The organism is Caproiciproducens puteiluti (assembly GCF_052442865.1).
In the GTDB taxonomy this organism is placed as follows: domain Bacteria; phylum Bacillota; class Clostridia; order Oscillospirales; family Acutalibacteraceae; genus Caproiciproducens.
This window is the reverse complement of sequence record NZ_CP194790.1, coordinates 1,743,324-1,769,377: the sequence shown is the minus strand read 5'-3', so window position 1 is coordinate 1,769,377 and position 26,054 is coordinate 1,743,324. Positions and strand designations below refer to the sequence as shown.

At 51.4% G+C, this 26,054-nt stretch carries 24 protein-coding genes; 9 read left to right on the top strand and 15 right to left on the bottom strand.

The annotated features are described in order from the left end of the window. The first annotated feature begins 16 nt into the window (after positions 1-16). Both ACRQU7_RS08510 and udk read left to right on the top strand, forming a co-directional pair. Positions 17-229 carry a BofC C-terminal domain-containing protein gene (locus tag ACRQU7_RS08510; RefSeq protein WP_038323874.1) on the top strand — a complete coding sequence of 71 codons (213 nt, stop codon included), beginning with the start codon at positions 17-19 and terminating at the stop codon, positions 227-229. Between the two features lie 72 nt (positions 230-301). Beyond that, the gene (gene udk / locus ACRQU7_RS08505; protein WP_444645199.1) at positions 302-946 is read left to right on the top strand and encodes a uridine kinase; all 645 of its coding nucleotides are present in this window, start codon (positions 302-304) and stop codon (positions 944-946) included. Between the two features lie 51 nt (positions 947-997). Here udk and ACRQU7_RS08500 read toward each other — a convergent pair whose 3' ends face one another. The 11 genes from ACRQU7_RS08500 to dinB all read right to left on the bottom strand — a co-directional run bounded on the left by ACRQU7_RS08500 (position 998) and on the right by dinB (position 12,746). Further along, positions 998-2,257, bottom strand: a complete 1,260-nt coding sequence (locus ACRQU7_RS08500; RefSeq protein WP_444645197.1) for a hypothetical protein — start codon at positions 2,255-2,257, stop codon at positions 998-1,000. 23 nt (positions 2,258-2,280) lie between these two features. Next, a complete protein-coding gene (locus ACRQU7_RS08495; protein ID WP_444645195.1) occupies positions 2,281-3,462 on the bottom strand; it encodes a glycosyltransferase in 1,182 nt (393 codons plus the stop codon). Continuing rightward, on the bottom strand, positions 3,459-4,679 hold the full coding sequence (locus ACRQU7_RS08490) for a glycosyltransferase (RefSeq protein WP_444645193.1): 1,221 nt from the start codon (positions 4,677-4,679) through the stop codon (positions 3,459-3,461). Before ACRQU7_RS08490 ends, ACRQU7_RS08495 begins: the two co-directional genes overlap by 4 nt. Further along, on the bottom strand, positions 4,676-6,205 hold the full coding sequence (locus tag ACRQU7_RS08485) for an O-antigen polysaccharide polymerase Wzy family protein (protein WP_444645191.1): 1,530 nt from the start codon (positions 6,203-6,205) through the stop codon (positions 4,676-4,678). Before ACRQU7_RS08485 ends, ACRQU7_RS08490 begins: the two co-directional genes overlap by 4 nt. Before the next feature lie 60 nt (positions 6,206-6,265). Continuing rightward, complete coding sequence (locus ACRQU7_RS08480) at positions 6,266-8,026, bottom strand: Rqc2 family fibronectin-binding protein (protein WP_444645189.1); 1,761 nt, start codon at positions 8,024-8,026, stop codon at positions 6,266-6,268. A gap of 24 nt (positions 8,027-8,050) precedes the next feature. Further along, complete coding sequence (locus tag ACRQU7_RS08475) at positions 8,051-8,821, bottom strand: Nif3-like dinuclear metal center hexameric protein (RefSeq protein ID WP_444645187.1); 771 nt, start codon at positions 8,819-8,821, stop codon at positions 8,051-8,053. Positions 8,822-8,823: 2 nt separating this feature from the next. Continuing rightward, positions 8,824-9,522 carry a class I SAM-dependent methyltransferase gene (locus ACRQU7_RS08470; protein WP_444645185.1) on the bottom strand — a complete coding sequence of 233 codons (699 nt, stop codon included), beginning with the start codon at positions 9,520-9,522 and terminating at the stop codon, positions 8,824-8,826. Between the two features lie 187 nt (positions 9,523-9,709). Beyond that, on the bottom strand, positions 9,710-9,913 hold the full coding sequence (locus tag ACRQU7_RS08465; protein WP_038323859.1) for a DUF1858 domain-containing protein: 204 nt from the start codon (positions 9,911-9,913) through the stop codon (positions 9,710-9,712). Positions 9,914-10,065: 152 nt separating this feature from the next. Beyond that, positions 10,066-10,341: a zinc-ribbon domain containing protein gene (locus ACRQU7_RS08460; RefSeq protein WP_038323857.1), complete on the bottom strand. Its 276-nt coding sequence runs from the start codon at positions 10,339-10,341 to the stop codon at positions 10,066-10,068. Between the two features lie 114 nt (positions 10,342-10,455). Next, positions 10,456-11,049, bottom strand: coding sequence for a sigma-70 family RNA polymerase sigma factor (locus tag ACRQU7_RS08455; protein ID WP_444645183.1), 594 nt, complete (start codon positions 11,047-11,049; stop codon positions 10,456-10,458). A 482-nt stretch (positions 11,050-11,531) separates the two neighbouring features. After that, the gene (dinB, locus tag ACRQU7_RS08450) at positions 11,532-12,746 is read right to left on the bottom strand and encodes a DNA polymerase IV (protein WP_141825070.1); all 1,215 of its coding nucleotides are present in this window, start codon (positions 12,744-12,746) and stop codon (positions 11,532-11,534) included. A 339-nt stretch (positions 12,747-13,085) separates the two neighbouring features. On the opposite strand from dinB, the gene ACRQU7_RS08445 reads away from it, so the two are divergent. After that, positions 13,086-14,618 (top strand): YifB family Mg chelatase-like AAA ATPase, encoded by a 1,533-nt coding sequence (locus tag ACRQU7_RS08445; protein WP_444645180.1) that lies wholly within the window; start codon positions 13,086-13,088, stop codon positions 14,616-14,618. 63 nt (positions 14,619-14,681) lie between these two features. Here ACRQU7_RS08445 and ACRQU7_RS08440 read toward each other — a convergent pair whose 3' ends face one another. From ACRQU7_RS08440 to ACRQU7_RS08425, 4 genes are all read right to left on the bottom strand, one after another. Then, a complete protein-coding gene (locus ACRQU7_RS08440) occupies positions 14,682-16,766 on the bottom strand; it encodes a methyl-accepting chemotaxis protein (RefSeq protein WP_444645178.1) in 2,085 nt (694 codons plus the stop codon). A gap of 176 nt (positions 16,767-16,942) precedes the next feature. Beyond that, positions 16,943-17,977 carry a protein-glutamate methylesterase/protein-glutamine glutaminase gene (locus ACRQU7_RS08435; protein WP_444645176.1) on the bottom strand — a complete coding sequence of 345 codons (1,035 nt, stop codon included), beginning with the start codon at positions 17,975-17,977 and terminating at the stop codon, positions 16,943-16,945. Beyond that, positions 17,968-18,792 (bottom strand): CheR family methyltransferase, encoded by an 825-nt coding sequence (locus tag ACRQU7_RS08430; protein ID WP_038323849.1) that lies wholly within the window; start codon positions 18,790-18,792, stop codon positions 17,968-17,970. The genes ACRQU7_RS08435 and ACRQU7_RS08430 overlap by 10 nt, the downstream gene beginning before the upstream one ends. A 37-nt stretch (positions 18,793-18,829) precedes the next feature. Further along, positions 18,830-20,917 carry a chemotaxis protein CheW gene (locus ACRQU7_RS08425; protein WP_444645174.1) on the bottom strand — a complete coding sequence of 696 codons (2,088 nt, stop codon included), beginning with the start codon at positions 20,915-20,917 and terminating at the stop codon, positions 18,830-18,832. 90 nt (positions 20,918-21,007) lie between these two features. Between ACRQU7_RS08425 and ACRQU7_RS08420 the strand changes: the two genes are divergently transcribed. The 6 genes from ACRQU7_RS08420 (at position 21,008) to ACRQU7_RS08395 (ending at position 26,016) form a co-directional block, all read left to right on the top strand. Next, positions 21,008-22,432, top strand: coding sequence for a hypothetical protein (locus tag ACRQU7_RS08420; protein ID WP_444645172.1), 1,425 nt, complete (start codon positions 21,008-21,010; stop codon positions 22,430-22,432). Further along, a complete protein-coding gene (locus tag ACRQU7_RS08415) occupies positions 22,419-22,775 on the top strand; it encodes an EscU/YscU/HrcU family type III secretion system export apparatus switch protein (RefSeq protein ID WP_038323845.1) in 357 nt (118 codons plus the stop codon). The genes ACRQU7_RS08420 and ACRQU7_RS08415 overlap by 14 nt, the downstream gene beginning before the upstream one ends. A gap of 140 nt (positions 22,776-22,915) precedes the next feature. Next, positions 22,916-23,416, top strand: a complete 501-nt coding sequence (locus tag ACRQU7_RS08410) for a chemotaxis protein CheW (protein WP_042081760.1) — start codon at positions 22,916-22,918, stop codon at positions 23,414-23,416. A gap of 36 nt (positions 23,417-23,452) precedes the next feature. After that, the gene (locus ACRQU7_RS08405) at positions 23,453-24,109 is read left to right on the top strand and encodes a PilZ domain-containing protein (protein ID WP_141825063.1); all 657 of its coding nucleotides are present in this window, start codon (positions 23,453-23,455) and stop codon (positions 24,107-24,109) included. Between the two features lie 39 nt (positions 24,110-24,148). Further along, on the top strand, positions 24,149-24,667 hold the full coding sequence (locus ACRQU7_RS08400) for a chemotaxis protein CheW (protein WP_141825062.1): 519 nt from the start codon (positions 24,149-24,151) through the stop codon (positions 24,665-24,667). A 59-nt stretch (positions 24,668-24,726) separates the two neighbouring features. After that, positions 24,727-26,016 carry a methyl-accepting chemotaxis protein gene (locus tag ACRQU7_RS08395; RefSeq protein ID WP_444645168.1) on the top strand — a complete coding sequence of 430 codons (1,290 nt, stop codon included), beginning with the start codon at positions 24,727-24,729 and terminating at the stop codon, positions 26,014-26,016. The last annotated feature ends 38 nt before the right edge of the window (positions 26,017-26,054 follow it).

Genomic DNA, 26,054 nt, shown 5'->3' with positions numbered 1-26,054 from the left:
CAGCGAAATTCCGACCATGGCGAGCCGAAGCAGCAGCTTGAACACCTACACGGTAAAGGAGTATGAAGGGCATATCGGAGTCTTTTACAACAACGAGAGCACTCCCTATCAGGAGATCGACGTTGACGTCGCATCGCTGCCACAGGCGGATCAGGTACTTTTAAAAGACGGAATCCGGGTCACGGACGTCGACCGCCTGAACAGTATCATCGAAGATTATGAAAGCTAATATAATGCTTTTCGCCGGTTTTTGTGCTATAATTTGAAGCTGTAAAATAACATTGCAATACAGGAGGCAGCTATGGATTGTTCACCCTTTGTAATCGGTGTTGCCGGCGGCACCGGTTCAGGAAAAACAACGCTTTCGACGAAGCTGAAACAGGCAATCGCCGACGACGCCATCATTTTATCCCATGATTTTTATTACCGCGCAAATTCCGATATCCCATTCGAACAGCGTGTCAAAATGAATTATGACCATCCTAACGCATTCGATACCGATTTGCTGATTGAGGACGTAAAAAAACTGAAAAGCGGCCGGGCGATCGACCACCCGGTTTATTCTTTTGTCACCTACACCAGAACCGGCGAAACCGTACACATGGAGCCGGAGCGCGTGATTATTGTGGAAGGGATTCTGATTTTTGAGAACAAAGACCTCCTGGATTTAATGGATATGAAGCTTTTTGTGGACACGGACGCGGATATACGGCTTCTCCGCCGTCTGACCCGGGACGTGAAAGAACGCGGCCGCAGCCTGGATTCTTTTATGTCCCAGTACATAAATACGGTCAAGCCCATGCATGAACAGTTTGTAGAACCCAGCAAGAAATACGCTGATATCATTATTCCCCAGGGCGGCGAAAACCCTGTCGCCCTGCATATGCTGATCGACCACATCAAGGCGCTGATCCGCAAAACGGATCAACTCGCCGTTACCCGTTAACAAAAAACGCTCCGCGGAAAACCGCGGAGCGTTTTTGTTTGATCTGTTCTGTCAGATATCGGTGGTAACAAAGCCGATGGGATTGCCGCCGGAAGCATTCAGGCGGTGGAACGAATCCTTGAATTCATGATACGGAGTCGAACCGTATTTGGCGACCATAATCACAGAGCCGGCAAGCCCTGCGATATTATCCGCCTCCGGATACCGCACTTCGGAAGGCGTATGGATAATCACATAATCGAACTTTTCGGAAAGCTCCCGGAACAGCCCGGTGAATTTTTCGGAAAACAGTACGTCCGCAGGATTCTGGGATGCTTCCGTGCCGGAAACAAGGCTCAAGCCCTTGACGGAAGTCGTCGAAACCGCCTCTTCTGCGGAGCAGGCTCCGTTCAAGGCATCCGTCAGGGAATGCTGCGATTTTACATTCAGCAGCTTTCCGATTCCGTTTTCACGGAGGTCCGCGTCAATCAGAAGCGTGGTCTTTCCGGAATAGGCCAGCGCGCCCGCCATCCCGGCCGCCACGGAGGCAGCGCCGTTGTGCTCACAGACATCGGTGACAAGGAAGCTGGCCTTTCCCTGTGCACAGTGAACCGCCGCGGCACGAAGCTTGCGGAAGCTGTCTTCCTTCTTTTCGCTTCCGCCTTTCTTCGGGACCGTTCCCAGCAGCGTGGTATCCAGCGCTTCGCTGACATAGCGGCTGTTGCGGATGGTTCTGTCCGTCAGCACGACAATGATGCCGTAGCATACATACACGATAAAACCGATGATGAGGCCAATGATACCGGCCTTGAGCATGGTGGACTTATTGGACTGCGGCTCCGCCGGAATCGCGGGGTCGGTGATGACCGCCGTCAGCTTTGGGGACGGGAACGCGCCGGTAAGCTTTTCCCCCAGCACCTCGGCCGCTGTGTTGGCAATACGGTCCGCCATGGCGGCGTTCGGGGTTTTCGCGGTCAGCTTGACGACCGGAGCCGTATTGACCTGAACCGCGCCGATCGAGGTAATTTCCTTTTCGTCGATGCCAAGCTTTTCGGCGGTCTGGGAAATCATATCCTTGCCCGTCGCAATGGCGATGGCGGTCTGCACCCTGCTGTTCAGAATGCTGGTGTACTGCAGCCGGTAGTCCGTCTGCGCGTCCTCGGGCACCTCACAGGAAATGATCATGGTGGTATCGCAGGTATATTCATTGTGGACAAATTTGAGGGGCATCAGCCCAAACACAATTCCAAAGGCAGCGACGACGATGATAAATTTCAGGATGCTCCTCTTAAAATATTCCAGTATTTCTGAAAAGCTTACGAAAAGTTCCATATTTAACCTCCAAATATCGTTGATCAATCTATATCCATTGAAGCTCCGGCAAAATCAAGGACCTGCTTCATAATGGTTTTCCAGTCATAATTTTTTTCCGCGAATTCGCGTTCCTTTTGCGCTATGGAAGGGTCCCTGCGGCAATTCCGGACAAATTCGATGACGGCGTCCATATCCACTGCCGTCCCGTCGTTGGGCAGCCTGAGCGCAAACGGCGTATCCCGTCCGATTTTCGCGTCGTCGTAGGCATACAGGAAGGGCAGCGCCGCGGCGCAGTATTCGCGCGCTTTTAAGGAAAAGCAGGCGGTCAGCCCCCTGCGGTAACAGCCGAGAGAGGATACCCCCACGTCAACCGTTTTATAAATATCGAAAAGCTCCCTGCCCTTTTTAAAGCCGCAGAACGTCACGTCCTCGGTCAGGCCAAGCCTGTCCACCAGCGCGCGGAATTCGGGCATCTCCGTGGCGTCGCCGCCGACGAGCACAAATTTCAGCGCGGGCACGCCGTCCGGCCTTTTCTTTTTATACTCGCTCATTCCTTCAAGGACCCGGTCGTAGCCCTGCCACCACAGGGTACCGGCAACCCCGAGAAACACGATGTCCTTGTCGACGTCCCCGCAGTGAGGGACGGGCGATATCCCGTCGATGTTGATGCCGTTGTCCCCGTTCATGGCTTTGACTCCGAAAAACGAGTCCGCCCGGTTTCCGTACAGCACCACCGCGTCCACATACCGTTTCAGCCTTCTGCCCGACAGACGGTCGTCCGCCGCCGTCACGGCAACCTTTGCGGCGGTCAGAGCACGGGTTTTCAGCGTTTTGGCATATTGGATGTTGCGGATATAATCCCCCAGATAAGGGTAATTGGGGATTTCGACCACAATGGTTTTTACCCGGTTTTCCCGCGCGGCCCTGCAGATTTTAAGCATGTCGGAGCTGATGCGGTCAAGGCGCAGATAAAGCACATCAAAGCTGTGCTTCTGAACATATTCAAGGGCGATCCGCGTAAGCTGCTTCATGATTCCACCGGAGGAATCAAAGCCGCTTTTCTGCGGCTCGGCGCCGAAGAACTGAAACGTACTCCCCTGCCACATGGAATAGGTCACCTGGTAGCCCAGCTTCTCAAACGCACCGACCTGGCCCTCGATTTTATTTTTCACACCCAGATACAGCGGAGCATCCTCCTGAAAAGTAAGATACATCAGTTTCATTGACTGATCTCCTTGTAAAAGTTCCGGTAGTTTTTCTGCGCATTGAATTTTTCAGCCCATATTCTGCGCGCATTCCGGCACAGACGGTCATAGTCCTCATCCGGCAGTTCTTTCAGTTTCTTCAGTCGGGACAACAGCTCTTCCGGCGAAAAATCCGATGGAAGCAAATAGCCGTTTTCCCCGTCGTACACTGCTTCCCGGGTACCGCCGACATCCGTGGCGATCACGGGAACGCCGAAGGAGCAGATTTCCATAATGGAAACCGGAATGCCTTCGCTGGCGCTTACATTGACAAAGGCGGAAAGGTCATGGGAACGGTAATACTCCATAATGGCGGCGTTGTCCATCTGCCCCTTCCATTCCGTACGGACACAGTCCGGCAGCTTCGACGCCATCCCCTCGATTTCCCCGCGCAGCGGCCCGGAACCGATATGCGTCCAAAGAATCGGAAAATCCGCTTTTTCCAGCGCCTGCACGATCAGATGCAGACGCTTGACCGGGGCTATGAAAGAACAGGATACGATATGCAGACCGTTTTCTCTGGTGCCGCGTTTTTCGCCGTGGTCGGCCGTCCCCAGAAAAGCGGGCGCTATTTTTTCCGCGTACCGGGGATACCCCTTTTGAAGGTACTCCGCGCCCGAAGCGGAACAGGGCAGCACTCTGTCGATCCGGTCCAGCAAAAACTCCCTCATCGGCAGGTAATTCATTTTCGCAAACTCACTGTAAAGGTCAAAGCGGTGGGCGCGGGAAATCTGTTTCACCTTTTTGCCCCGCCGCTTCAAGTCCTGCGCAAGCAGCGCCCCCGCGGCCGCGGCGTCAAACAGCCAGTAGCTGTAGATGGTGACTTCATCGGCAGAGACAAGCTCCGGAATCTGTGCCAGCGCCGTATAAATCTCGTAGGCACGCTTCATAAAGAAGAGCATTTCATGCGCCCTTTGCGAAGTAAATGTCCCGGACTTCATCATACGGAGCAACTCGGCCCATACAAAAGGCCTGAGCATCAAGCCGGCGTAGGCCGACTTACCGCCCGGAACCGTTTTGAGCGGAACACAGGAGATAAAATCGGGCAGCTTCTTTGTAACGGCGGAATCCGGTTTCAGGTTGCAGGGACAGATCAGTACCCGGTCGTATCCGCTGATATAATTGACCTCGTTGAGCAAAAACTCTTCCCCGTTGTCATACGGAAACGAGGTGGTAAGCAACAAAAGCAGCTTCATGGCTGTTCCTCCCATGTCAACCATCCGCCCCGGGCATGGGAAAGCGAGCGTGCGTGCGTTCCTTTCGCAATCAGCAGCGCCGCAAGGTAGATGCCCACAAAGAAGCAGATATAGGTGATGTTAAAAACCTCGGTAACCCACAGAAACGCAAAGTTGCGCGGAAGATATACAAAGTTTTTCAGAGCGAGCAGCCCGAAGGCAACAGTCACCCAGGAACGGGTCAGCAGGGAAGAGAAAAAGCGGAAGATGATGCCGACCATCGCGCTGACCAGGATGACCCCTAAAATGCCGTAGGCGACATAGGCCTCGGCCACATAGGAGGTGCCGAAACCGCCCCCGCTCAGGTAACGGTCCGGATCGACCATAAAGGTCAGGGCATGTCCGAAATTATGGGTGGTGCGGACAAATTCCGTGTTCTGCACCTCGATAATCGGGGTCAGGCCGAACAGGGTTTTCGTAACAATATTATTATGGACGAACAGTTCAAACGGATAGAATAAATACCAGTAGGCTGTGGAAGGGTTGAACAGGTCGATATGGTTGACCGTCTGGACAACGACGCGAAAGCTTGCCCCCTGGGAATCGACAAAGCTGACGAGCATTTCTCCCAGCCCCCTGTCCGTGTTCAGGCCCGCGCGAATCAGCGCCAGAAGCTGAAGCAGGTACACGGCGACAATTCCGAACACGCCCCCGTAGGCAACCGTTCTTTTTTTCAGCACTCTTTTCTCTTTTTCCAGCATAGAGTCCCGCAGGACAAAATAGGCGATCAGCATCAGCGCTTCCGTTACAATCGTATTTCTCCGCCCTGTCAAAAGGGACGCGAGCATATAGGCCCCGTACACGGCAAGCGGCAGCTTCATCTGATTTTTGCCGGGCAGAGTGGCAAGAAAAACCGCAAACGCCGGGACAAAAAACATGGAAAGGCGGCTGATGACGGAAGGAACGCTGGCCGTATTGGTGTAAGAGCTGAGATATCCGTTTCTTAATACCGCCAGACCAGAAGTGAACAGGATATAAAAGAACGGAATGGAGCTGATGTACAGCACAACCGCGCTGATCCGACGGATAATGGGATTCAGGTCGTTTTGGGCGGCGGCATGGATTCCTTTGGTCCGTATCGCGGATTCCCTGCGGTAAAAAAGCGGTCCCACGGCACGGTAAACCCCATAAACGCAAAACAGCGACAGCGCGACAATCTGAAGGGACTGAAAGAGCTTTGGAAAATCATCCGCTTCCAAAAGCATCAGCAGCTTATGGTGATAACCAAACCAGGAAGTATACACACGCCCTAAAAGAAGGATGTTGTAGGCCCCCACAAAGATCAATAACGCAAAATCGCGCCTGATATTGACAATCAGGCTGCTGATAATCGCAATATTCATCATAATGACTGCAAAAAACAGGACGTCGACCGCCGTTTCCGCCCTGCCGAAAACGGTCATCAGATTGGCGGCGAACATCAATAATATCGTAATTCCAAAAAGGATGGTATCTCTCAGAAAATCGGATGTTTTTATTTTTAGCATCGGCACACTTCCCAAACATATTATTGGTTATTATAACATGAATCTCATGTTTTTACCAATTTAATTTGCTTTGCGGCTGTCTGTAAATGCAGCATCCGGGGTAACGTAAACGGTTTTATAGTTTACATAAATAACCATACCGGGTTTTGTGCCCTGCGGCTTGCTGACATTGCGCACCTCCGTATAATCCACGGGAACCTTGGAGGACTCCTTCCCCCTGCTGTGGAAAGCCGCCAGCATGGCCGCTTCATAAATCGCGGTTTCCGTCACCGCGCGCCCCTGCGTCGAAAGGATAGTGTGGGAGCCGGGAATGTTTTTCGTATGCAGCCAAATATCGTTGTTATTGGCCTGCTTCATCGTCAGATGGTCGTTCTGACGGTTATTGCGTCCCACCAGAATGGAAAAACCGTCCGAGGAAACAAATTCGATGGGCCCCATGGCCGCAGGCTGCTTCTGGCGACCCTTCGGCGCGCGGATATAGCCCTGTTCGATCAGTTCGGAGCGGATTTCGGAAAGATCGCGTTCCGTCGCCGCCCGGCTGAGTTCCTCAAACACGGTGTCGATATAGCTGAGCTCCTGCTCAGCCTGCTGAAGCTGAGCGGTCAGCATTTCCTCGGCGGTACGCGCCTTGCGGTATTCCTTATAATATTTCTGCGCGTTCTGGGATGCGGAAAGCGCGGGATTCAGCTTGACCTTGACCAGAGGCATCGATTCCTCATAAAAATTCTGCAGCTCAACCATCGCCGAGCCTTTCGGGATATTGTACAGATTGGCGTTGATCAGGTCGCCGCAGATTCTCAGGTCGTCGCGCTCCGCGCAGTGCGCAAGCTCCGCCCGCTGCAGGTTCATCTTCCGGCTGAGGCGGTCGGAGGTGGTGGTCAGCACGCGCAGCAAATCCTGCGAACGCACCCGCATGCGGTCAATCCGGTCTCGCTCGTCGTAAAACGCGTCCAGAAGGGTGGAAAAATCGTCGTACGGTTTCACAACCGCAGTCAGACCGTACTGCTCAATATTCATAAAAGAGAAGTCCATCGGCTTTTGGACGGGGCTTACCACCATGTGCGGCTTTCCATCCACATTTTTGACCGTATCCGCCATTCTGCCCAAAAAGAATGCAAGCCGTTCCCACTGCTGGGCGGACATCGATTTCGTGCTGATGTCGCTCCCATGGCCGGTCAGATGTTCCAGCTCGCGGCAGACGATCGGAGAGACTCCCTGCAGCGTATTTAAAATGGCTTTTGAAAGCTCCGTATCCGAGGGGATCCGCTGAATTCTTTCGATTATGTCAGGAACGGAGTCCGTTAAAAGGCACAGCTTGTCCTGCGGCGGCGGAAGCTGATACGTCAGTCCCGGCAGCACTAGGCGTTCCGAAGACATTTCCGCGTCCACCCGTTTGAGGGCGTCGATGATTTTTCCCGCTTCGTCGACAAAAATAATATTGCTGTAGCGCCCCATGATTTCCATGACCAGCGTCAGGCGGATTTCGTCCCCCAGCTCGCTGACTGCGTCGAAATCCAGGCAGAGCATCCGCTCCAGTCCGGGCTGACGCACTGCGGCAAGGCGCGCCCCGGCCAGCCTTTTGCGCAGCAGCATGCAGAGCATCGGCGGGACCTTGGGATTTTCCGGGACAGAGCGCGTAAAATGAATTCTGGCGCTGTTGGCCCTAGCGGACATCAGCAGCTTCTGGGTTTCCCGATACGTGCGCAGGGAAAGAACCATTTCCTCCTTGTTCGGCTGGTAGATCTTATCCACCTTTGCGCCGATTGCGTTTTCTTCTATTTCTTTTTTGATATGATGTAAAAATGCTCCGTCAAGAGCCATTGATATTCCTCCCGTGTATATGCATTACAGATATTTCGCGGGGCTGTGCATCCGCTTTGATTCAAAGAAGGCAACGTCGGGGAATTGAATTTTCAGCTTCACCGCAAGCGGTAAAATTACAGGATTTTCCGTATAAAAATGCCCGGCGTCAACCAGAGTCACCCCCATGTTTTCCGCATCCAGCAAAATATTGTGCTTGCTTTCCCCGGTTACGAAGGCCTGACAGCCGGCCTGCGCGGCGTCATAAACCAAATCCGCGCCGCCGCCGCTGCAAAGTCCCACGCGTGTAATCGTACGTTTTCCGTCCGTAAAGCGCAGCCCGTCACAGCCCAGCGCTTCCTTGACAAAACGCGCAAAGGCTTCCGGCGTATATTCACAGCCGGTTTCCCCCTCCAGCGCTTCCGGCAGGCCGGAATCCTCATATTCCCTGAGCGTCCGCACATTCCGTAACCTCAGGCGCTCTGCCAGGCAGGTATTCACCCCGCCAGCCGCCATATCGAGGTTGGTGTGGGCGCAGATTGCCGCGATGCCGTATTGGGCCAGCAGATAGGGCGTGGAATCTGCGGAAAGGCTTTTCAGAGGATGGAAAATGACCGGATGGTGGCTGACAATCAGCTCCGCCCCGAGCTCATGGGCTTCCTGAACAACCGCAGGCGTAATATCCAGCGACAAAACCGCCGAAGACACCCCGGCTTCCCTGTTTCCGACCAGCAAACCCGGATTGTCAAAGCTCATTGCCGACCGAAACGGCGCAAAGCTGTCAATGTAATCGTAAATCTCACCAACGGAAACCATACCTACCGCTCCTCTTTCATTTTCATATCGATTTGTTCCGCCGTACGGATCAGGGCGGCGGCTTCTTCCTGCCTGCCGGAAACGGCAAGTCCCCCAGCCTTTTTTTCAAGCTGGGCGATCACCTTGCGCATGTACGCGCGGTTGTCCTCCGTCGCGGCGTCCAGCTTCCCGATATAGGGGTACAGGCTGTCCGTACCGACTTTCTCGGGAGCATACTGTACCTGCATGGCCGAATAAGCATAGCCGTCTTCCACAGCCGCCTGTTCCCGCAGAACCGCAAAGCCCTCCCCCGCAAGAAATTCACGCAGCTGGGGAACCGACGTCATCGGCTGTAAAATCAGCCTTTTTTCTCCGTCCCGCAGCCAGGACGCGTTTTTAATAATCTGTATCATCATTTCGCCGCCCATTCCGGCGATGACAATATCGTCCGCCTCTACGGAAAAGATCGCTTCCAGCCCGTCTGACAGACGCGTGGAAACAAGCTCTTCCACACGGTAGCGACGGATATTCTGCTGTGCGGACTGAAGCGGCCCCGGGCGGATATCCGCCGCAATGGCGCGGGAAACCAGCCCTTGCTTTGCAAGCCAGATCGGCAGGTACGCGTGGTCGGTGCCGATGTCCGCCAGGGCCGTACCCGGCCGGACCATGGAGGCGCAGAGCTGAAGCCTGCCGCCCAAAGTAAATAAAGGATGAAGTCCCATCCGGCACACCCCTTTGTAAAATGATATTCGCCGGCTTCCCCACGGACAGAAATGCCCGACAGCTTCCCATCGGCATCAGAGGAAACCGGGACAGGGGAACGGCAGCCCTCAAAAAGCACGCACCGTCCCCCATACTTAAGAACCGCCCGGCAACTTGATTGCCGGGCGGCCTTGTTCAGAAATTCTTTTATTTAGACGCGATGTGATCGTTCAGCTTTCTCAGCATTGAGTCCGGATCCACACCGTGAACCAGGCAGGCCTGCTCAAGGGTTTCGCCGCGGGAAGCGGGGCAGCCCAGACAATGCATGCCCATTTCCAGGAAATAAGGCGCCGTGGTTTCGTCAATATCAAGAATATCACCAATAATGGTATCTTTCGTAATAGCAGCCATTGTTAGAATCCTCCAGCTTTTCAATAGATTTCATATATATTATAATACCCGTGTCCAAGCTTTGCAATACATTTCTGATCCGGCGAAAATAAAATACCCCGGAAATCAATCCGGGGTACCTGGTCACGAATAAGAAATATTAGGCTATATGCTTATTCTTCCCTCATCTTTGCAAAGCACTCGCTGCAATATACAGGACGGTCTTCACGCGGCTTAAAGGGGACCTTTGCTTCCTTGCCGCAGCTTGCGCAGATAGCGGTATACATTTCACGCTCTGGCTTGGCAGCATTTTTACGAGCATCGCGGCAGGCTTTGCATCTTTGCGGCTCATTTACGAACCCTTTGGAAGCATAAAATTCCTGCTCACCGGCGGTGAATACAAATTCAGCGCCACATTCCTTGCAGATGAGAGTCTTGTCTTCGTACATTTAATTTACCTCGCTTTGGATAAAGATATTTGCCCATAGACGGATTTGCACCGCCGCCTTTGATTTCCAACGCTCTACTTAAGCTACCCGGGCATATGAAATTAATATACTAAACTAAAGCAACTGTTTTAATTTCAGCCGAACCCGCTGCAGAGCATTATCGACTGCCTTTGAGGAAACGCCGAGTTTCACCGAAATATCGTGATAACTGCAGCCGCCCAAATAAAGCGTCAGCACCTGCTGTTCCAGCTTTGAAAGCAACTGTTTCATCCGCAGCTGCATGGCCGCGTAGCTTTCGCTGTCCATCAACAATGCTTCAGGATCCGAGGCGCAATCTGTCATATCCATGTGCGAACCGTCGTCGCTGAGAGAAACAAAATTATTCAGCGGAAGATTTTTGCGGCTGGCCGCCGTGCGGTAAGCCATAATAATCCGGTTATTAATGCAAACGCCGGCATATGTTTTAAAACCGGCCTTCCCGGCTGAGTCATAAGTACGCGCCGCATTTAAAAGGCCCAAAAGTCCTTCCTGGCACAGATCGTCGGCTTCCAGCATCGCACAGCGAAACGGCGCCGCCTTGACCCTGATCAGCGACATATAACGTGCGGTAAGTTCCACAAAAGCATCCGAATTTCCGCTGTTCACAAGGCAGGCAAGCTGACTGTCGGTATAATCTGCCATTTTATTAAAATGGTTGTTATCAACCAAGCCCAACACCTCATGGCTCACATTAAACTTGAATTCTGCATCTATCATACCTCATTGTGTCTATTAAGTCAACAAATATTTTGCTTTTGAAGCTAAATATTTGTTTTATTTAGTTAAATTTTATAAAAATACCTATTTTGTCGGACAATGTCTGATTTGACCTCCGCAAGATTTTTGATTTACATAGATCAAGCCCTGTTTGTAAAGCAAAAATCCCGATCGGCTAAAATCATCTGACCGCATCAAAAGCACCCGGCATACGGCAGCTGCGCCTGCAAACGTGTTTTGCCCGGAGGTTCCCTCAGAGGGCCTCAAAGCGAAGTGTGCAGAAAACCGTATTGAATGGCCGTAGCCGTGGGTGACATAGGCGGATAGACGCTTTGCATCCGAAAATCCATCGATTTTTTATTTACAAACAAGGCCTGATAAAGGAACATTTTCATTATATCATAAGAATTGTAAAACATCCAGAAAAATCTTAATCAACGCTTTTCCCCGCCCCCCGTTGGAAGCGGAAGCTTTTCCATCAGCACGGCGCGCTTAACGGAGGCTTTTCCGTATTTGTTTCTGACATGTTCCATACGGCTTTCCAGCTGTTCCATTTTTTCATCGCACAGGATACTGTGAAACAGGGATGTCTGCTGCATTTCCGACTCCGGCAAGAGGCCGAAGCCGCTGATGCCCAGCGCCCGCACGGGACAGGGCCATTCGTAGCCCTTCTGAAACAGCTCTTTCGCCGCCCGAGCCAGGTCCATCGTCAGCCGGGTGGGAACCTCCAGCTGCATCTGATGCTGCGAAACATGCAGGCGGTTATCCTTGATGGAAAGCTGAAGGCCCGAAGCGATCACCCCGGCGTCCCTCATGCGGAAAGAGATCTTTTCGGCAAGATACAGCAGTACCGGCCAGACCTCATCGAAGTCGAAGAGATCATGAACGCAGGTGATGCTGTTGCCAATGCTTTTCGGCGCGGAGGAAACCTCGCTTGAGCATACTCCGGAATCATCCAGCCCGTTCGCGTTCCTCCACATATCGTATCCTATTTTTCCGAAGGAGGAAACGATATATTTGGAATCGGTGCGCGCCAGGTCGCCGATCGTTTTAATTCCCAGTGAATTCAGACGTCGGGCGGTCACCCTGCCCACTCCCAGAAGGGAATCCGTCGGAAGGGGCCATACCCTTTCCCTGAAATTTTCTCGGGTAATCACGGTAGTGGCGTCCGGCTTTTTCATATCGCTGCCGAGCTTCGCAAAAATTTTGTTGAAGCTGACCCCGATGGAAACGCCCAGCCCCAGCTCCGATTTTGTACGGTCCCGTATCTGATCCGCTATCTCCGGCCCGTCTCCGAACAGCCGGGTGCTTCCGGTAACATCCAGCCAGCATTCGTCGATGCTGAAAGCCTCCACCTGATTCGTATAGCTGAGATAAATCTGCTTTACCAGATCGGAGAAATACAGATACCGGTCAAAATGAGGTGGAACAACCAGCAGGTCCGGGCATTTTTTCTTCGCCTGCCAGACGGGCTCCGCCGTTTTCACGCCGAAGCCTTTGGCGCGCTCGTTTTTAGCCAGCACGATCCCGTGGCGGTCCTCCACACTGCCGCAGACCGCGACGGATTTTCCGCAGAGTTCGGGATGGTCCCTGCATTCCACAGAAGCGAAAAAATTATTCAGATCACAGTGTAAGATAACCCGCTCCACAACCTATTCCTCCGCATACCGTTTTTCAGTATCCCCAGCCCTATCTTAAATAGGTATTGGGAAATCCGCTTATTTTAATTGTAGAATCAATAGAACACAGAGTATCGAAAAACCTGTCATGCGCCTGGAAATGATGTCAAGGCGCAGCCAACACAGGAACCAAGATGATCCCCAAATTTTGCAGTCGATTTTGTCGACAGTTTCACAGAACAAACGTTTGATATTATTATATACCGAGGAACGGATTCTGTAAAGCGGCCATTTTATTCCAAGTCAGGAATTGCCAACAGAATTCGACAGGAGTATAATCATTTTAAAAGAATAAAGGGAGGAATGGGGATGGTATCACGTTCCTACAGCATGGGGCTGTATGGTCTGGACTCCTTTACCGTGGCTGTCGAAGCCGACATCAGTGTCGGCCTGCCCGGTTTTGACGTGGTCGGACTGCCGGATGCGTCAGTGAGAGAATCCCGGGACAGAGTGCGCTCCGCAATGAAAAACTGCGGGTTTCAATTTCCCGTACATAAAATAACAGTAAATCTTGGTCCAGCCGACAAGCGCAAGGAGGGACCGATTTACGACCTGCCCCTCTTTGTCGCGCTGATGAAGGCAAGCGGCCAGCTTGACGCCGGAGTGGAGGACAGCGTGTTTATCGGCGAGCTGTCGCTTACGGGAGAGGTACGTCCCGTAAAAGGCGTACTTCCCATGGCGATCAGGGCAAAGGAGGCGGGGTTTCAAAAGCTTTATGTGCCGGAAGCGAATTCCGCCGAAGGCGTGGTCGTGGAGGGAATCTCCGTTTACCCTGTCAGGGACCTGACGACGCTGATGAAGCATTTTGCCGGAGGGGAAGAAATTCTCCCCGCCTCGGAAGTACCGGCATCGCGGCAAAATCAGCCTCCTTTGCCGGACTTTTCAGAGGTGCGGGGGCAGAACGAGGCGAAACGCGCGCTGGAAATTGCCGCGGCGGGCGGGCATAACGTTCTCCTGATCGGTCCTCCGGGCTCCGGCAAGAGCATGCTCGCGAAACGGATTCCATCCATTCTTCCCGACATGGCGTTTGAAGAAACCATTGAAACCACCAAAATCCACTCCATTGCGGGTACCCTTCCGGACGGAATTTCCCTGATCACCTCCCGCCCGTTCCGTTCGCCCCACCACACGGTATCGCCCGCGGGTCTGTCCGGCGGTGGAAATGTTCCGCACCCCGGAGAAATTTCCCTGGCGCACAACGGGGTGCTGTTTCTGGACGAGCTGCCCGAATTTTCCCGCGGAGCGATGGAGGTCCTGCGCCAGCCGATTGAGGACGGCAAAGTGACGATTTCCCGCGTCAACGGAACCATCTCCTACCCCAGCGCCGTGATGCTGGTAGCCGCCATGAATCCGTGCCCCTGCGGTTACTTCGGGCATCCGACCAAGGCGTGCACCTGTTCCTCCGGCGCGGTCTCCCGCTATCTTTCCAGAGTTTCCGGCCCGCTGCTGGACAGGCTGGACCTGCACATAGAGGTCCCGCCGGTGGAGTTTGACGAAATCAGCTCTCAGGAAAAAGCCGAAAGCTCCGCGATGATTAAAGAGCGCGTAAACAGCGCCAGAAAGCTGCAAAATGAGCGTTTCAAAGGCACGCCCGTTACCTGCAACGCGAGAATCACGCCGGATATGCTCCAGGAGGTATGCCGGCTGAGCGAGCCGGGACGGGAGCTGCTGAAAAAAGCGTTTGAAAAGCTCGGACTTTCGGCAAGGGCCTATGACCGGATTCTGAAGGTTTCCCGCACGATTGCGGACCTGGATCAAAGCGAAGAAATCGAGCCGCGGCATGTCGCCGAAGCGGTACAGTACCGCAGCCTTGACCGAAAATACTGGACAAAAGAACTCTGACCCCATGAAAAAATCCCTGCAGCCGAGTTTGAACCGGCTGCAGGGATTTTATAATATTGGAATTTAATACTTACTGCTCTGACCGCTTTCGGAAACGGACCCGGCATCAAACGAGGAAGCCGTGCCTCCCATTTCGTCCGGGACGCTGTCAGCGGTATCCCTCAGCTTCAGGAACGCGAGGGATTCTTTGAGCTGCTGCGCCTGTGCGCTCAGTTCCTCGCTGGTCGCCGCGCTTTCCTCCGCAGTGGCGGAGTTGGTCTGTACCACGGCGGAAATCTGATCGACACCCATCGTAACCTGATTGATGGAAGAAGCCTGACCATCCGAGGACTTTGAAATTTCTCCGATCAGGTCCGTGGTCTTTCTCGTGCTTTCAATAATTTTATTGAGAGACTTGGCGGTCTCATCCGCGATCTTTGTACCGTTTTCTACCGCTCTGATCGAGCTTTCAATCAGGTCTGTGGTATTTTTCGCGGCTTCCGCACTCTTGCTCGCAAGATTGCGGACCTCATCCGCGACAACGGCAAAGCCTTTCCCCGCCGCGCCGGCACGTGCCGCTTCCACCGCGGCGTTGAGCGCGAGAATATTGGTCTGGAAGGCGATATCCTCAATCGTCTTAATAATTTTGCCGATCTCCTGGGAAGTTCCACTGATCTGCGCCATGGCTTCCACCATCTGCTGCATATGCTCGTTCCCGACCTCTACTTCGCTGGACGCCTCCAACGACAGCTGACTCGCCAAACGGGAATTGCTGGCATTCTTATTGACCTCGTCCGCAATTTCCGTAATGGAAGCCGAAAGCTGCTCAATGGAACTCGCCTGCTCCGTAGCGCCCTGTGAAAGCGCCTGCGAGGCGGAGGAAACCTGGCCTGCACCGTTCGCCACCTGATCTGCCGATCCGTTGATACCGGAAAAGACATTATTCAGGTTGTCGATAATGGTGTTCAGGGACGTTTTGATCGATACAAAATCGCCCTTATAGTCCTCTGTTACTTCAATCGTACAGTCGCCCATGGACAGGCTGTCCAGAACGACGGCAATCTCTCCTATGTAGCTGGTCAGTGTATCAATCGTACTGGAAAAGGTCTCTGCAAGAGTGCCGATTTCATTCCTGCTTTGAATCACAGGCACTTCGGAGTGGAGATCGCCTTCCGATAGTTTCTCGATACGCTGCACAAGGCTTTCGACCGGCTTGGCGATGGGTCCGGCGATTCTGAAGGCAACCAAAATAGACAGCAAAATGAAAAGAAGCATTAAGCCGACGGTGATGGCGACCGCGGTATAGCATCCGCTCATCATCTCATTGGAATCCGCGCTGACCGCCATGGACCAGCCGTCCGTACCGCTAATCGGAGCATACCCTATCAACTGCTTGGTGCCGTTTAACGTAATGGTCGCGCTTCCCGTTTTTCCTGAAGTCATATTCTTTACGACAGACGCGGCACCCGCGTAGGAACCGTCTTCTTTCGCCTTATTGATATAATTGACGAATTCAAGAACATTTTTTCTGTCCTTATGGGCAACGATCGTACCCGATTTATCAACGATAAACCCGTATCCGGATTTACCGACGGAAATATTGTCGAGCATCTGGCTGAAAGTGTCGCTGCCCAAAGCCGCGTAAACGATGTCGCCGCGATTGCTTCCGTTGTTCACTTTAGCTGCAACATACAGCACAACATTGGAATCGGTCTTTCTGACCACTGGACTGGAAACGTAGGTAGTCCCTGTTTGCTGTGCTGTCTGAAAATAGTCGCTGTCACTGATGTCGGTGCCATCCAGCGTCCTTCCGCTGGAATCCGCAAGACCGACTTCTATGAAATTATACCGCTGGCAAAGCGTCTGCAGCACTGCTTTTCTGGAAGAAACAGGCAGCGTCTCATCCGTGATCTGCTGATTAATGGCGATGGATTCCGCCCTCAGCTTATACATATTGATCGCCTGCTGCACGGCCTGATTATAAGCAACTGAATTGGTGTTGATCAGGGAAACCATATTGCTGCTGGAATTAGAGTAAAGCAAAAAAACGTTTGTCACGCCGCAAACGATGCTGATTGCAACCGCCAGACCTACCATTCCGAGAAGAAGAGTCTTTTTCAAGCTGGTCTTCTTTCTTACCTTGATCTTCTTTTTTCTTTCTTTTTTCACTTAATACCACGTACCCTTCTGAAGTGCTTTTTCTGGAGTGCTTTTCGCTACAGCTCAAGCACGAAAAGTAACGCATTCTCACACACAACCACAATCAAAGAATGCTTTTCCCTATTCTATATCGACAATATTTTGTAAAATTTAATCAATTTAGACAAATATTTTCATTATAAATATTATTTATTTAATTTTTGGATGATTAACCTTGCAATGGAGGAACAAGGCGCCTGTTTTTCAACCGCGCCGATCTCAAACGCCACCATCGGCATTCCGTAGACAACGGAGGACTGTTTATCCTGTCCGATGGTATAGGAGCCCTTCTGCCGCATTTCCAAAAGCCCGTTCGCTCCGTCCTTGCCCATACCGGTCAGGATAATGCCCATGGCGTCCTTACCGGCCGTTCGGGCCACCGAGCGGAACAGGACGTCCACCGACGGGCAATGACCGCTGACTTTTTCCCCTGCGGCGCACTTTACATAATAGCCCTTAAAATCCTTCTCCAGGGTCATATGCCTGTCCCCGGCGGCAATCAGCGCCTGACCCTGTACGACCCGGTCCCCGTCACTTGCCTCCTTGACCGTAAATTTGCAGATTTTGTTCAGCCGGTCCGCATACATTTTGGTAAAACCCGCCGGCATATGCTGCACCACCAGAATCGCCGGTATATCGGCGGGAAGCTGCTGCAGAATTTCGGCGGTAGCCTCTGTGCCGCCCGTGGAGGCTCCGATGGCGATAATATGTTCCGCCGGGTCCTTGCCTGACAGAACGAGCGGGAGGGAAGCGATCAACGCAAGGGAGGGTGTGTGTTTCACCTTTGCGGAAGAAGCGATTTTGATTTTGACGCACAGCTCCTGACAGAAAATAGAAAAGTCGTTGCTGTCGCGCAGGTTCGGCTTTAACACAAAATCAACTGCTCCCGCACTTAAAGCCTCAAAAATTCCAATATCGAGCGAACTGACCAGAACCACCGGAACCGGATGGACGGGAATCAGTTTTTTCAGAAAATCCGTCCCCTTCATATCCGGCATTTCCACATCCATGGTCACGACGTCCGGAGACAGGTCCATGATTTTTTTCTCCGCTTCGGCCACATTGGATGCGCTCCCGATGATTTCAATATTCGCGTCGCTCAGCAGCGCTTTCTGCAGCGCTGTTCTGAAAAAGAGAGAATCGTCTACAATGAGGACCCGGATTCTTCGATTCATCGGCATATTGATACTGATCCTTTCTGATAAACTGACGGTTCAATATATAAAAATTTCGAGGTATCTCTCTGCACAGTCTCGGAATGTCCGATAAAAAGATAACCGCCCGGCTTCAACACGTCGTAAAACTTGTTAATCAGCGCATTTTTGGTCGGCTGGTCAAAATAGATCATGACATTTCTGCAGAAAATCAAATCAAACGGCTGCTGGAACGAAAACGGTTCCATCAAATTCAGCCGTTTAAAAAAGACCTGATTTCTGACTTCTTCCTTCAATTCAAAAAGATTTTCGCCCCGTTTGATAAAATACCTTTGTTCCCATGTCTTTGGAATATCCTTCAGGGATTCCGTTCCGTACAGTCCGTGTTTCGCCGCTTCCATGGCTTTCAGGGAAATGTCCGTCGCCAGAATCCGGAAATCCCAGCCGGCCCTTTTCAGCCCAAAATAATCCATCATCGTCATGATGGCGGTATACGCTTCTTCCCCCGACGAGCACCCGGCGCTCCAAATGCGGATGTCCCTGCGGGCGTTCGTCTTTTCCTGCATCGGCAGGATGGTATTCTTTAAAAAATTGAAATGTGCGGGTTCCCTGTAAAAATAAGTATGGTTCGTCGTAAGCTTATTCAGCATTGCGGTAATTTCGTCGGATTTATTCTGCTTTATCAAATCGAAATAGTCCGAAAAATTATCAATTCCCTTTCCGAGCAGAATGGACTGCATCCGCGATTCTATCAGCTGTCTCTTGTTGGTAAGATTGATCCCGTAATTGCCTTTTATGTAAGCTACGATATCGTTGAACTCTTTATCGGTCAAACGTATCATCGTTTTCCTCCGCGAATTTCATATCTCCCCTGAAACATCAGTTATTGTTGTAAAGATTGAGGATATCCAGAATCAGGCTGATGCTGCCGTCCCCCAGAATGGCGCATCCGGTGATGCCGGTTTCTTTTACATTGTACTGGTTAAGGTAAATCGGCAGGGATTTGACGACCACCTGCTGTTCGCCCAAAAGAGCGTCCGCAAAAATGCAGTACGCCTTTTCGTGCGTCTCCACAAGAATAACGATGCCGCTGTCGATATCGGTGATTTCGCTCTCAATCCCGAAAAGCTTGTGCAGCCTCAGGACCGGATAATACTGGTTGCGGACCATGATGATCTCGTTCATATCGGTGTCATAGTGGAGGCTGGACTGGTCCACCTTGAACGATTGGCGGATATTGTTGATCGGAATCGTGAACACCGTCTCGCCGACAGAGATTTTCATGCCGTTCACAATGGCCAGCGTAAGCGGGATTTTAAAGAGAATTTTGGTCCCCTTCCCGACCTCGCTGATCAGGGAAACGTCTCCGCCGACCTTCTCCACATTCTTTTTTACAACGTCCATTCCCACGCCCCTGCCGGAATATTCCGTCACGACGTCGTTGGTGGAAAATCCGGGCATGAGCAGAAAGCTGTAGATTTCCCGGGTGGAATATTCTTTTTCCGGCTTTTTCAGAAGTCCCTGTCTTTTCGCTTTCTGCAGAACGTATTTCTTGTCGATGCCCTTTCCGTCATCCTGCACCGAAATCAGGATCTCGCCGCCCGTGTTCTGAGCGGAGAGCGTAACGGTCCCTCTGGGCGATTTGTTCGTCTGCGCACGTTCTTCCTTTGTCTCGATCCCATGGTCCATGGCGTTACGGACCAGATGCATGATCGGATCGCCGATATTGTCAATGATGGTTTTGTCCACTTCGGTATCCTCGCCGATCATGACCAGCTGGACATCCTTGTCCAGTTTTTTGCTCATATCGCGCACGATACGGTTCATTTTCTGGAATACGCCGGAAATCGGCACCATCCGGATAGACATTACGACTTCTTGAAGCTCGTCCGTCAGCTTGCGCAGCTGGCGGGACGCCTTGTTAAAGTTATTGTCTACACCCGCGCCGCTCTGGGCGGAAGGAGTCGTTGTCACCATGGACTCGGTAATAACGATTTCCCCCATCAGATCCATCAGGCTGTCCAGCTTGGAAAGATTGACGTTGATCAAATTCTGCTTAACGGAGCCATGATTGGTTCCCTGGGTTTCCTGACCGGCCGCGCTGTTCCCCGAAGCGGTTTTTTCAGCAGATTCTGCTTTTGACGCATCTTCCGGTTTATTCAAAACGGTATAATTTTTGGTATAGACAAAATTTTCTATAATTTTCAGCACGCTTGTCAGGCCCTGCTGCTCTTTAAAGGAAATTAAAAAGCCGTTCCTGATGATTTCTTCGGCGCTGGCGGGATTCCTGTCAATATCCTGCGGAAAATACCGGATATCTTGATAAATATCCCTGATTGCATTCACCAGAATGATTGCGCGAAGGTTTTCCATCTCTGTTTCTTCATCGAAAAACACTCTGACGGAATAGGGATAATCAGGGTCTGCCTGGGCGGGAGCGGCAGATGCCTGAATCTGTTTGGAAGCTTCTTCTGCGGGGATGGCTTTGGACAAAACCGCAGGCTGTTCGGGAACCGGTGCGGGGGCCGGAACCTGAGGCTGGATTTTGGCCTGTTCGGGTTCTTTTTGAGAAATCTTTTTAAGAAAATCGTTAATTTCCTGCTCAAAAGTGCCGATATCTGTTGTGAGCGGCTCATTGTTTTCCATCTTGGATATTTCGTCCTTGATAAAGTCGCTGGAACGGAACATCAGCTCGAAAAGCTCCGCGTTGTGCTTTTCGTCAATGCCGTTTTCGCGTACATAGTAAAACAAATCTTCCGCCTTGTGCGAAATCGTCATCAGACTGTTGAACTGCATCATTGCGGAAGAGCCTTTAATTGTATGCATGATCCTGAAAATCTCATTGATGCTGTCGGTATCGAAAGCATTCGCCTTCTCGCAGTTAATCAGAATTTCATCAAGGTGCTCAAGCAGGTCGTTTGCTTCAAATAAATATACTTCCAGCATGGATTCCATATTGTTGTCCATTAATTTTCACCGCCTAATAATACTTTGTAATATATATATCGTAACAAATTTTATAAAATTAACGCCAATTTATATTTTCGAGGTGATTTTATGCCCGATAACCTAAGAATTACCACACCCGTTACCACAAATGAAAGCCTCCCGAAAATTTCATCCACAAAACAGCCGGAATCCATGGTGCCCATCGACCCTACGAAGGTGCTTCAGCCAAATACCGACAAACAGGGCAACCAGAACAGCAACTTTGATCTGCTGCTGAACCGGAATTCCGTTTTCAGTAAATTTCTGCAGCAGTTGGGCGAAACGCCCGCGCTTTCACAGACTTTGCAGAAAATCGTATTTGAAACCTTCAGCCGCTCGGAAAACGTCCATGACAACAGGCCGGTTTCCCTGCTGATGAAACAGCTCTCCGCCGCAATGAAAATGCAGCCGGACGACATGTTGAAGAACCTCATGTTTCAGGGAAGCAATCATACGAAATTTTCCGGTCCCGTATTCGACGTTCTCCGAAACCTGATGAACGAATATACGGAAAGCGGCCTGGAAAAGCCTCTGGCCGATTTTCTGAAGGCGTTCGACGGGTATTTTTCAATCTCGGAAACCACATCGGCGATCACCCAGAGCCTTGACACCCTCGCCCGTCAGATTCCCGGCGCCTACGGCAAACAGCTGCGGGAGCTGGCAGATCAGTTAATGACCGAGCAGCCTGTCAACAGCCTGGATAGGAACCTCAGCCTGCTGAAGGAGAAAGTTCTTCCCCTTTTAAGCAAATATGTCGCTTCCACCAACGATTTCGGCGCGGCAAGGGACACCATTACCCTTCTGGTCCATCATACCGCCCGCCTGAATACCAGCTCCCATCAGGAAGTCGTGGAGAAGCTTACGGCACTGCTCGACTACTGCAAATACGAGCTCAATCTGCCCGATGACAAAATGAGCCAAATCCGGGCTATGTTTCTGAAGAGCGTCACCAACGCCGCCCAGAAGCCGGAAAACCAGCTGTACGATTCCCTGATGAAGGTCCTTTCCGAAAATCTGCGCCAAGGCCCTTCCGGCGCAAGCCAGTCGGTATACAAGGACACGGTTCTGTCTCTTCTGCTGGACAACAGCGTTTATATGCCCTTCACCCATCTTCTGCTGCCGCTGAATTACAACGGTCAGTTCCTGTTTTCAGAAATCTGGATCGAAAAAGACGACGACAGCGGAAAATCTTCAAAAAGAGGCCGCGGGGAACCGAAGCCGGTCCGGCTCTATCTGTCGTTCGACATCAAGGCTCTGGGAAATTTTGAAGCTTCCATTGTCCTTTCCAACGGAAAGGCCGACATCCAGATGCGCTGCCCGCCCGCTTTAATGAAAAACAGCCGGGAAATCGGCAGCCGGATTTCCGAAATATTTTCTAAAAACGGCCTGTCCGCACAGAGCGTTGAGTTTCTGCAGGAAGGCAGCCCAAGCATAGAAAAGCGGGTTTTAAAAAGAATCTACGAAAGGAAGAATGTCATCGATGTCACAGTATGACCGGACGAATCACGCCGCCGCCCTGCGGTATTCCCAGGATTCCCCGCACAGCGCACCGGTTGTCGTCGCTTCCGGTTCCGGCTATGCGGCGCAGAAAATCATAGACATTGCGCAGGAGAACGGCGTGCCGGTTTACCACGACGACTCCCTCGCTTCCCTCCTTTCCCAGCTGGAAGCGGGAACGGAAGTCCCCCCCGAACTCTATCAGGCCATCGTCGACATTTATCTGTACTTTTTAAACTACTCCTTCGACGCCTCGGGGAAAGGGACGGCTTCTTCGCAGAACAGCCCCGTACCCGCTCCGGAAAAAAGTACGGAAAAACAGATATTTTCCGAGCTGTAATACTAATTATTTTAAAATTAAGCCGATATATATTTATAGGATTTTTTATGTGACCTGATTAGAGTGCTGCCAAAATAATGCCGGGATTGGCAGCACAAAAACTCTTACCGAAACGGCAGCGGTAGAAAAGGTGAAACAATATGGCAGAAACAGCAGTAAAAAATAGAATTACGACCTCGGCCAATGAGAATATGACGACGGAAAAATATCTTACCTTCTTTATTGAAGGACAGCTGTTCGCAATTCCGAGCAGTCAGGTGGTCGAGATCATCCGGATGCAGCCCGTCACCTTCATCCCCAATTTGCCGCCTTTTATCATCGGCGTTATTAATCTGAGGGGGAAAATTGTTCCGCTGGTGGATATCAGGCTGAAGTTCAACAAGACTCCGAAGGAGTATGACGACCACACCAGCATCATCGTGGCTGAGACCGGCGAGCTGAGCGTCGGATTCATCGTTGACAGCGTAAACGACGTCACAAACGTTTCCAAGAACCAGATCAGCGAGACCCCCCGATTCGCAAGGGACACGGCAAACCATTATGTAAAGGGAATTGCTACCCTGAACGAAAACGCGGTAATGCTTCTGGATATTGAAAAAATTCTTTCAGACGGCGAGGAAATCCAGCTCCCCGTTAAGTAATTTTACCGAATATGTTTTGTTTTGGAGGTCCTTTCCATGTATCCGCTTTCTGAACAATATCAGCACTCGCCCTGTGAAATCAAGACTCTTACCAACGAACTGCTCGCTACCGGAATCCTCAGCGAAATCCGTAAGGACTCCGTTAAAATTCAGAACAGCTTTGACATTTTGCCGACCCTGCACTGCAATATGCCTGTGAAAATCAATATTTACAATGAATCTCTGGGCTTCAAAGTACTGATTGGGAAGGTTTTTCTCTCCACCTCGGAAATGATGACGATTACGGACCTGCAAAGCCTTGCCGAATTTGAACGAAGAAGCTTTTTCCGCCTGAAAGTCAGCATTCCGACGCGGGCTTTCCTGCTTCAGGAGGATTCCTCGCCTGAAGAGGAGGAAACGAAGCTGTTCGGCGTAACCGTGACGGATCTGAGTCTGAGCGGCGTATTTATCACAACAAGGGAATATCTTGATATTGGCCAGTCTTTTATCATGACGCTGGATCTGTATGATATGGAGGTCACATTCTGCTGTCAGGTTCAGCGAACCGAGCCCGTGAATTATGCGCTGAACGGGTACGGCTGTTCTTTTCTGGATAATTCAACCCGCCAGTTTGACCTTTTGTGCAAGTTTATTTTTGAAATGCAGAGGGAACAAATCAAAAACTCACGCGAAGAAAAAGGCGAGTCGAAATAAGATACTCATATTTTTATATTGATGATAGGGTGGTAAAAAATGGAGAATGAAAAAAATCTGGCATTATCGGATGAGGAAATCGAAACCAATGAGATGAAGGGCAAGTACCTGACCTTCTGGACCGATCACCAGCTGTTCGGCGTTCCGATCGCGGACGTGGTCCAGATCATTGGCAAACAGGAAATCACACCCATCCCTGACTCCCCCAGCTACGCCAAGGGAGTCATCAATCTCCGCGGCGATATCATCCCTGTGATAGACGTGCGCCTGAGATTTAAGAAAGAAGAAGTGGAATACGACGAGCACACCTGTATTATCGTAACGAAAATTGAAGAGACCCACATAGGGTTCATCGTGGATTCCGTCGATGAGGTTACAACCATCGGCGACGAGAATATTTCGCCCGCCCCAAGGATGTCCAAGGATCGTACCACGGCATACCTGACCGGTATCGGGAAGGTGGACAACAAAGTCGTCATGCTGCTGGACACCAGCAAAATACTGAACGAAGAAGAAATTGAAATTGTCAGTAACGCTGCAAAAACAGAAGCAGAATAAATACATAGAGGGGAACTATAAAAATGCGATTGGATAATATAAAAATCTCTAGGAAACTGATGTTTTCATTTGTCGCGGTGACGGTGCTGTCCATCGTCTGTAGCGGGGCCGCAGTTTATCTGTACCTGAAATCCAGCGCCCTTTTCCCATTGGCCATTGTATTGATTGTGGCAGCCTGCTTTACATCAATCCTTGTTGCCAAGCTTACCTCGGCCAGAATCCGCCGCCCGCTTGCGGAGCTGACACAGGCCGCCGAACAGATGGCCCAGGGAAATCTGAATGTGGACATCCAGTACCAGTCAAAAAATGAAACCGGCAAACTTGCAATAGCATTTTCCGATACCGTCTCGGAGCTGAAACAAAACATCAATGAAATCACGGAAGCTTTAGGCGAAATGGCAAACGGCAATTTTGACATCCAAATTTCCCGTGATTTTCAGGGCGATTTCTTAAAAATCAGGACAGCGCTTGAAAATATTTCCTCCAAACTGAACACCTACATGGTTCAAATCGACCGTTCCGCCGATCAGGTCACGAGCGGCTCCGTACAGGTTGCAAGCGCGGCTCAGGCTTTGGCGCAGGGCGCTACCGAACAGGCCAGTTCCATTCAGGAACTGTCGGCCTCCATCACCGAAATTTCAGAGCAGGTAAAGCAGAATGCCGCCAACGCGGCGGAAGCGAACAGGGCTTCTACCGAAGCTGAAAATAAAATCCAGGGTGTTTCCCACGAAATGAACCAGATGCTGCAGGCGATGAGCGAGATCAGCGAGTCGTCCACCAAGATCAGCAATATCATCAAAACCATCGACGATATTGCGCGCCAGACCAATATCCTCGCTTTGAACGCCGCCGTGGAAGCAGCCCGCGCAGGCGCGGCCGGCAAAGGCTTCGCCGTTGTCGCGGACGAAGTCCGCAATCTTGCGAGCAAGAGCGCGGACGCGGCCAAAGACACCACCGCCCTGATTGAAAATTCGCTTTTGGCAGTCGAAAAAGGCAAGAAAATTACGGACGCCACTGCGGCCACCCTGAACGATGTTATTCAGGCGACCCTGAAATCCACCAATCTGATCACCAGCATTTCAGAGGCTTCCAACGCACAGGCGACCGCGATCAGCCAGGTCACTCTGGGTGTGGATCAGATTTCCGCCGTGGTCCAGACCAATTCCGCCACCGCCGAACAGAGTGCTGCCGCAAGCGAAGAAATGTCCGGCCATGCACGCAATCTGAAAAAGCTGGTCGGCCAGTTCCACGTCAAAGCCGATGCGGACGGCGACATTCCGGAATCCGCCGATACACAGCCTGTGCTGGATATGGCCGTCGGACAGGATTTTTCATTCCCGAAATACTAAGCGATTCCGCTTTCCTGATACAGAGAGGGCATCAGACC

Excerpts from the sequence above, each read along its gene's own strand:
- ACRQU7_RS08410 (WP_042081760.1), top strand. The coding sequence starts at position 22,916 with ATGGCAGAAACAGCAGTAAAAAATAGAATTACGACCTCGGCCAATGAG.
- ACRQU7_RS08420 (WP_444645172.1), top strand. The coding sequence starts at position 21,008 with ATGCCCGATAACCTAAGAATTACCACACCCGTTACCACAAATGAAAGC.
- ACRQU7_RS08435 (WP_444645176.1), bottom strand. The coding sequence starts at position 17,977 with ATGCCGATGAATCGAAGAATCCGGGTCCTCATTGTAGACGATTCTCTC.
- ACRQU7_RS08445 (WP_444645180.1), top strand. The coding sequence starts at position 13,086 with ATGGTATCACGTTCCTACAGCATGGGGCTGTATGGTCTGGACTCCTTT.
- ACRQU7_RS08495 (WP_444645195.1), bottom strand. The coding sequence starts at position 3,462 with ATGAAACTGATGTATCTTACTTTTCAGGAGGATGCTCCGCTGTATCTG.
- ACRQU7_RS08480 (WP_444645189.1), bottom strand. The coding sequence starts at position 8,026 with ATGGCTCTTGACGGAGCATTTTTACATCATATCAAAAAAGAAATAGAA.
- ACRQU7_RS08465 (WP_038323859.1), bottom strand. The coding sequence starts at position 9,913 with ATGGCTGCTATTACGAAAGATACCATTATTGGTGATATTCTTGATATT.
- ACRQU7_RS08510 (WP_038323874.1), top strand. The coding sequence starts at position 17 with ATGGCGAGCCGAAGCAGCAGCTTGAACACCTACACGGTAAAGGAGTAT.
- ACRQU7_RS08430 (WP_038323849.1), bottom strand. The coding sequence starts at position 18,792 with ATGATACGTTTGACCGATAAAGAGTTCAACGATATCGTAGCTTACATA.
- ACRQU7_RS08500 (WP_444645197.1), bottom strand. The coding sequence starts at position 2,257 with ATGGAACTTTTCGTAAGCTTTTCAGAAATACTGGAATATTTTAAGAGG.
- ACRQU7_RS08395 (WP_444645168.1), top strand. The coding sequence starts at position 24,727 with ATGTTTTCATTTGTCGCGGTGACGGTGCTGTCCATCGTCTGTAGCGGG.
- ACRQU7_RS08485 (WP_444645191.1), bottom strand. The coding sequence starts at position 6,205 with ATGCTAAAAATAAAAACATCCGATTTTCTGAGAGATACCATCCTTTTT.
- ACRQU7_RS08425 (WP_444645174.1), bottom strand. The coding sequence starts at position 20,917 with ATGGACAACAATATGGAATCCATGCTGGAAGTATATTTATTTGAAGCA.
- ACRQU7_RS08470 (WP_444645185.1), bottom strand. The coding sequence starts at position 9,522 with ATGGGACTTCATCCTTTATTTACTTTGGGCGGCAGGCTTCAGCTCTGC.
- ACRQU7_RS08460 (WP_038323857.1), bottom strand. The coding sequence starts at position 10,341 with ATGTACGAAGACAAGACTCTCATCTGCAAGGAATGTGGCGCTGAATTT.
- udk (WP_444645199.1), top strand. The coding sequence starts at position 302 with ATGGATTGTTCACCCTTTGTAATCGGTGTTGCCGGCGGCACCGGTTCA.
- ACRQU7_RS08400 (WP_141825062.1), top strand. The coding sequence starts at position 24,149 with ATGGAGAATGAAAAAAATCTGGCATTATCGGATGAGGAAATCGAAACC.
- ACRQU7_RS08490 (WP_444645193.1), bottom strand. The coding sequence starts at position 4,679 with ATGAAGCTGCTTTTGTTGCTTACCACCTCGTTTCCGTATGACAACGGG.
- ACRQU7_RS08415 (WP_038323845.1), top strand. The coding sequence starts at position 22,419 with ATGTCACAGTATGACCGGACGAATCACGCCGCCGCCCTGCGGTATTCC.
- ACRQU7_RS08405 (WP_141825063.1), top strand. The coding sequence starts at position 23,453 with ATGTATCCGCTTTCTGAACAATATCAGCACTCGCCCTGTGAAATCAAG.
- ACRQU7_RS08475 (WP_444645187.1), bottom strand. The coding sequence starts at position 8,821 with ATGGTTTCCGTTGGTGAGATTTACGATTACATTGACAGCTTTGCGCCG.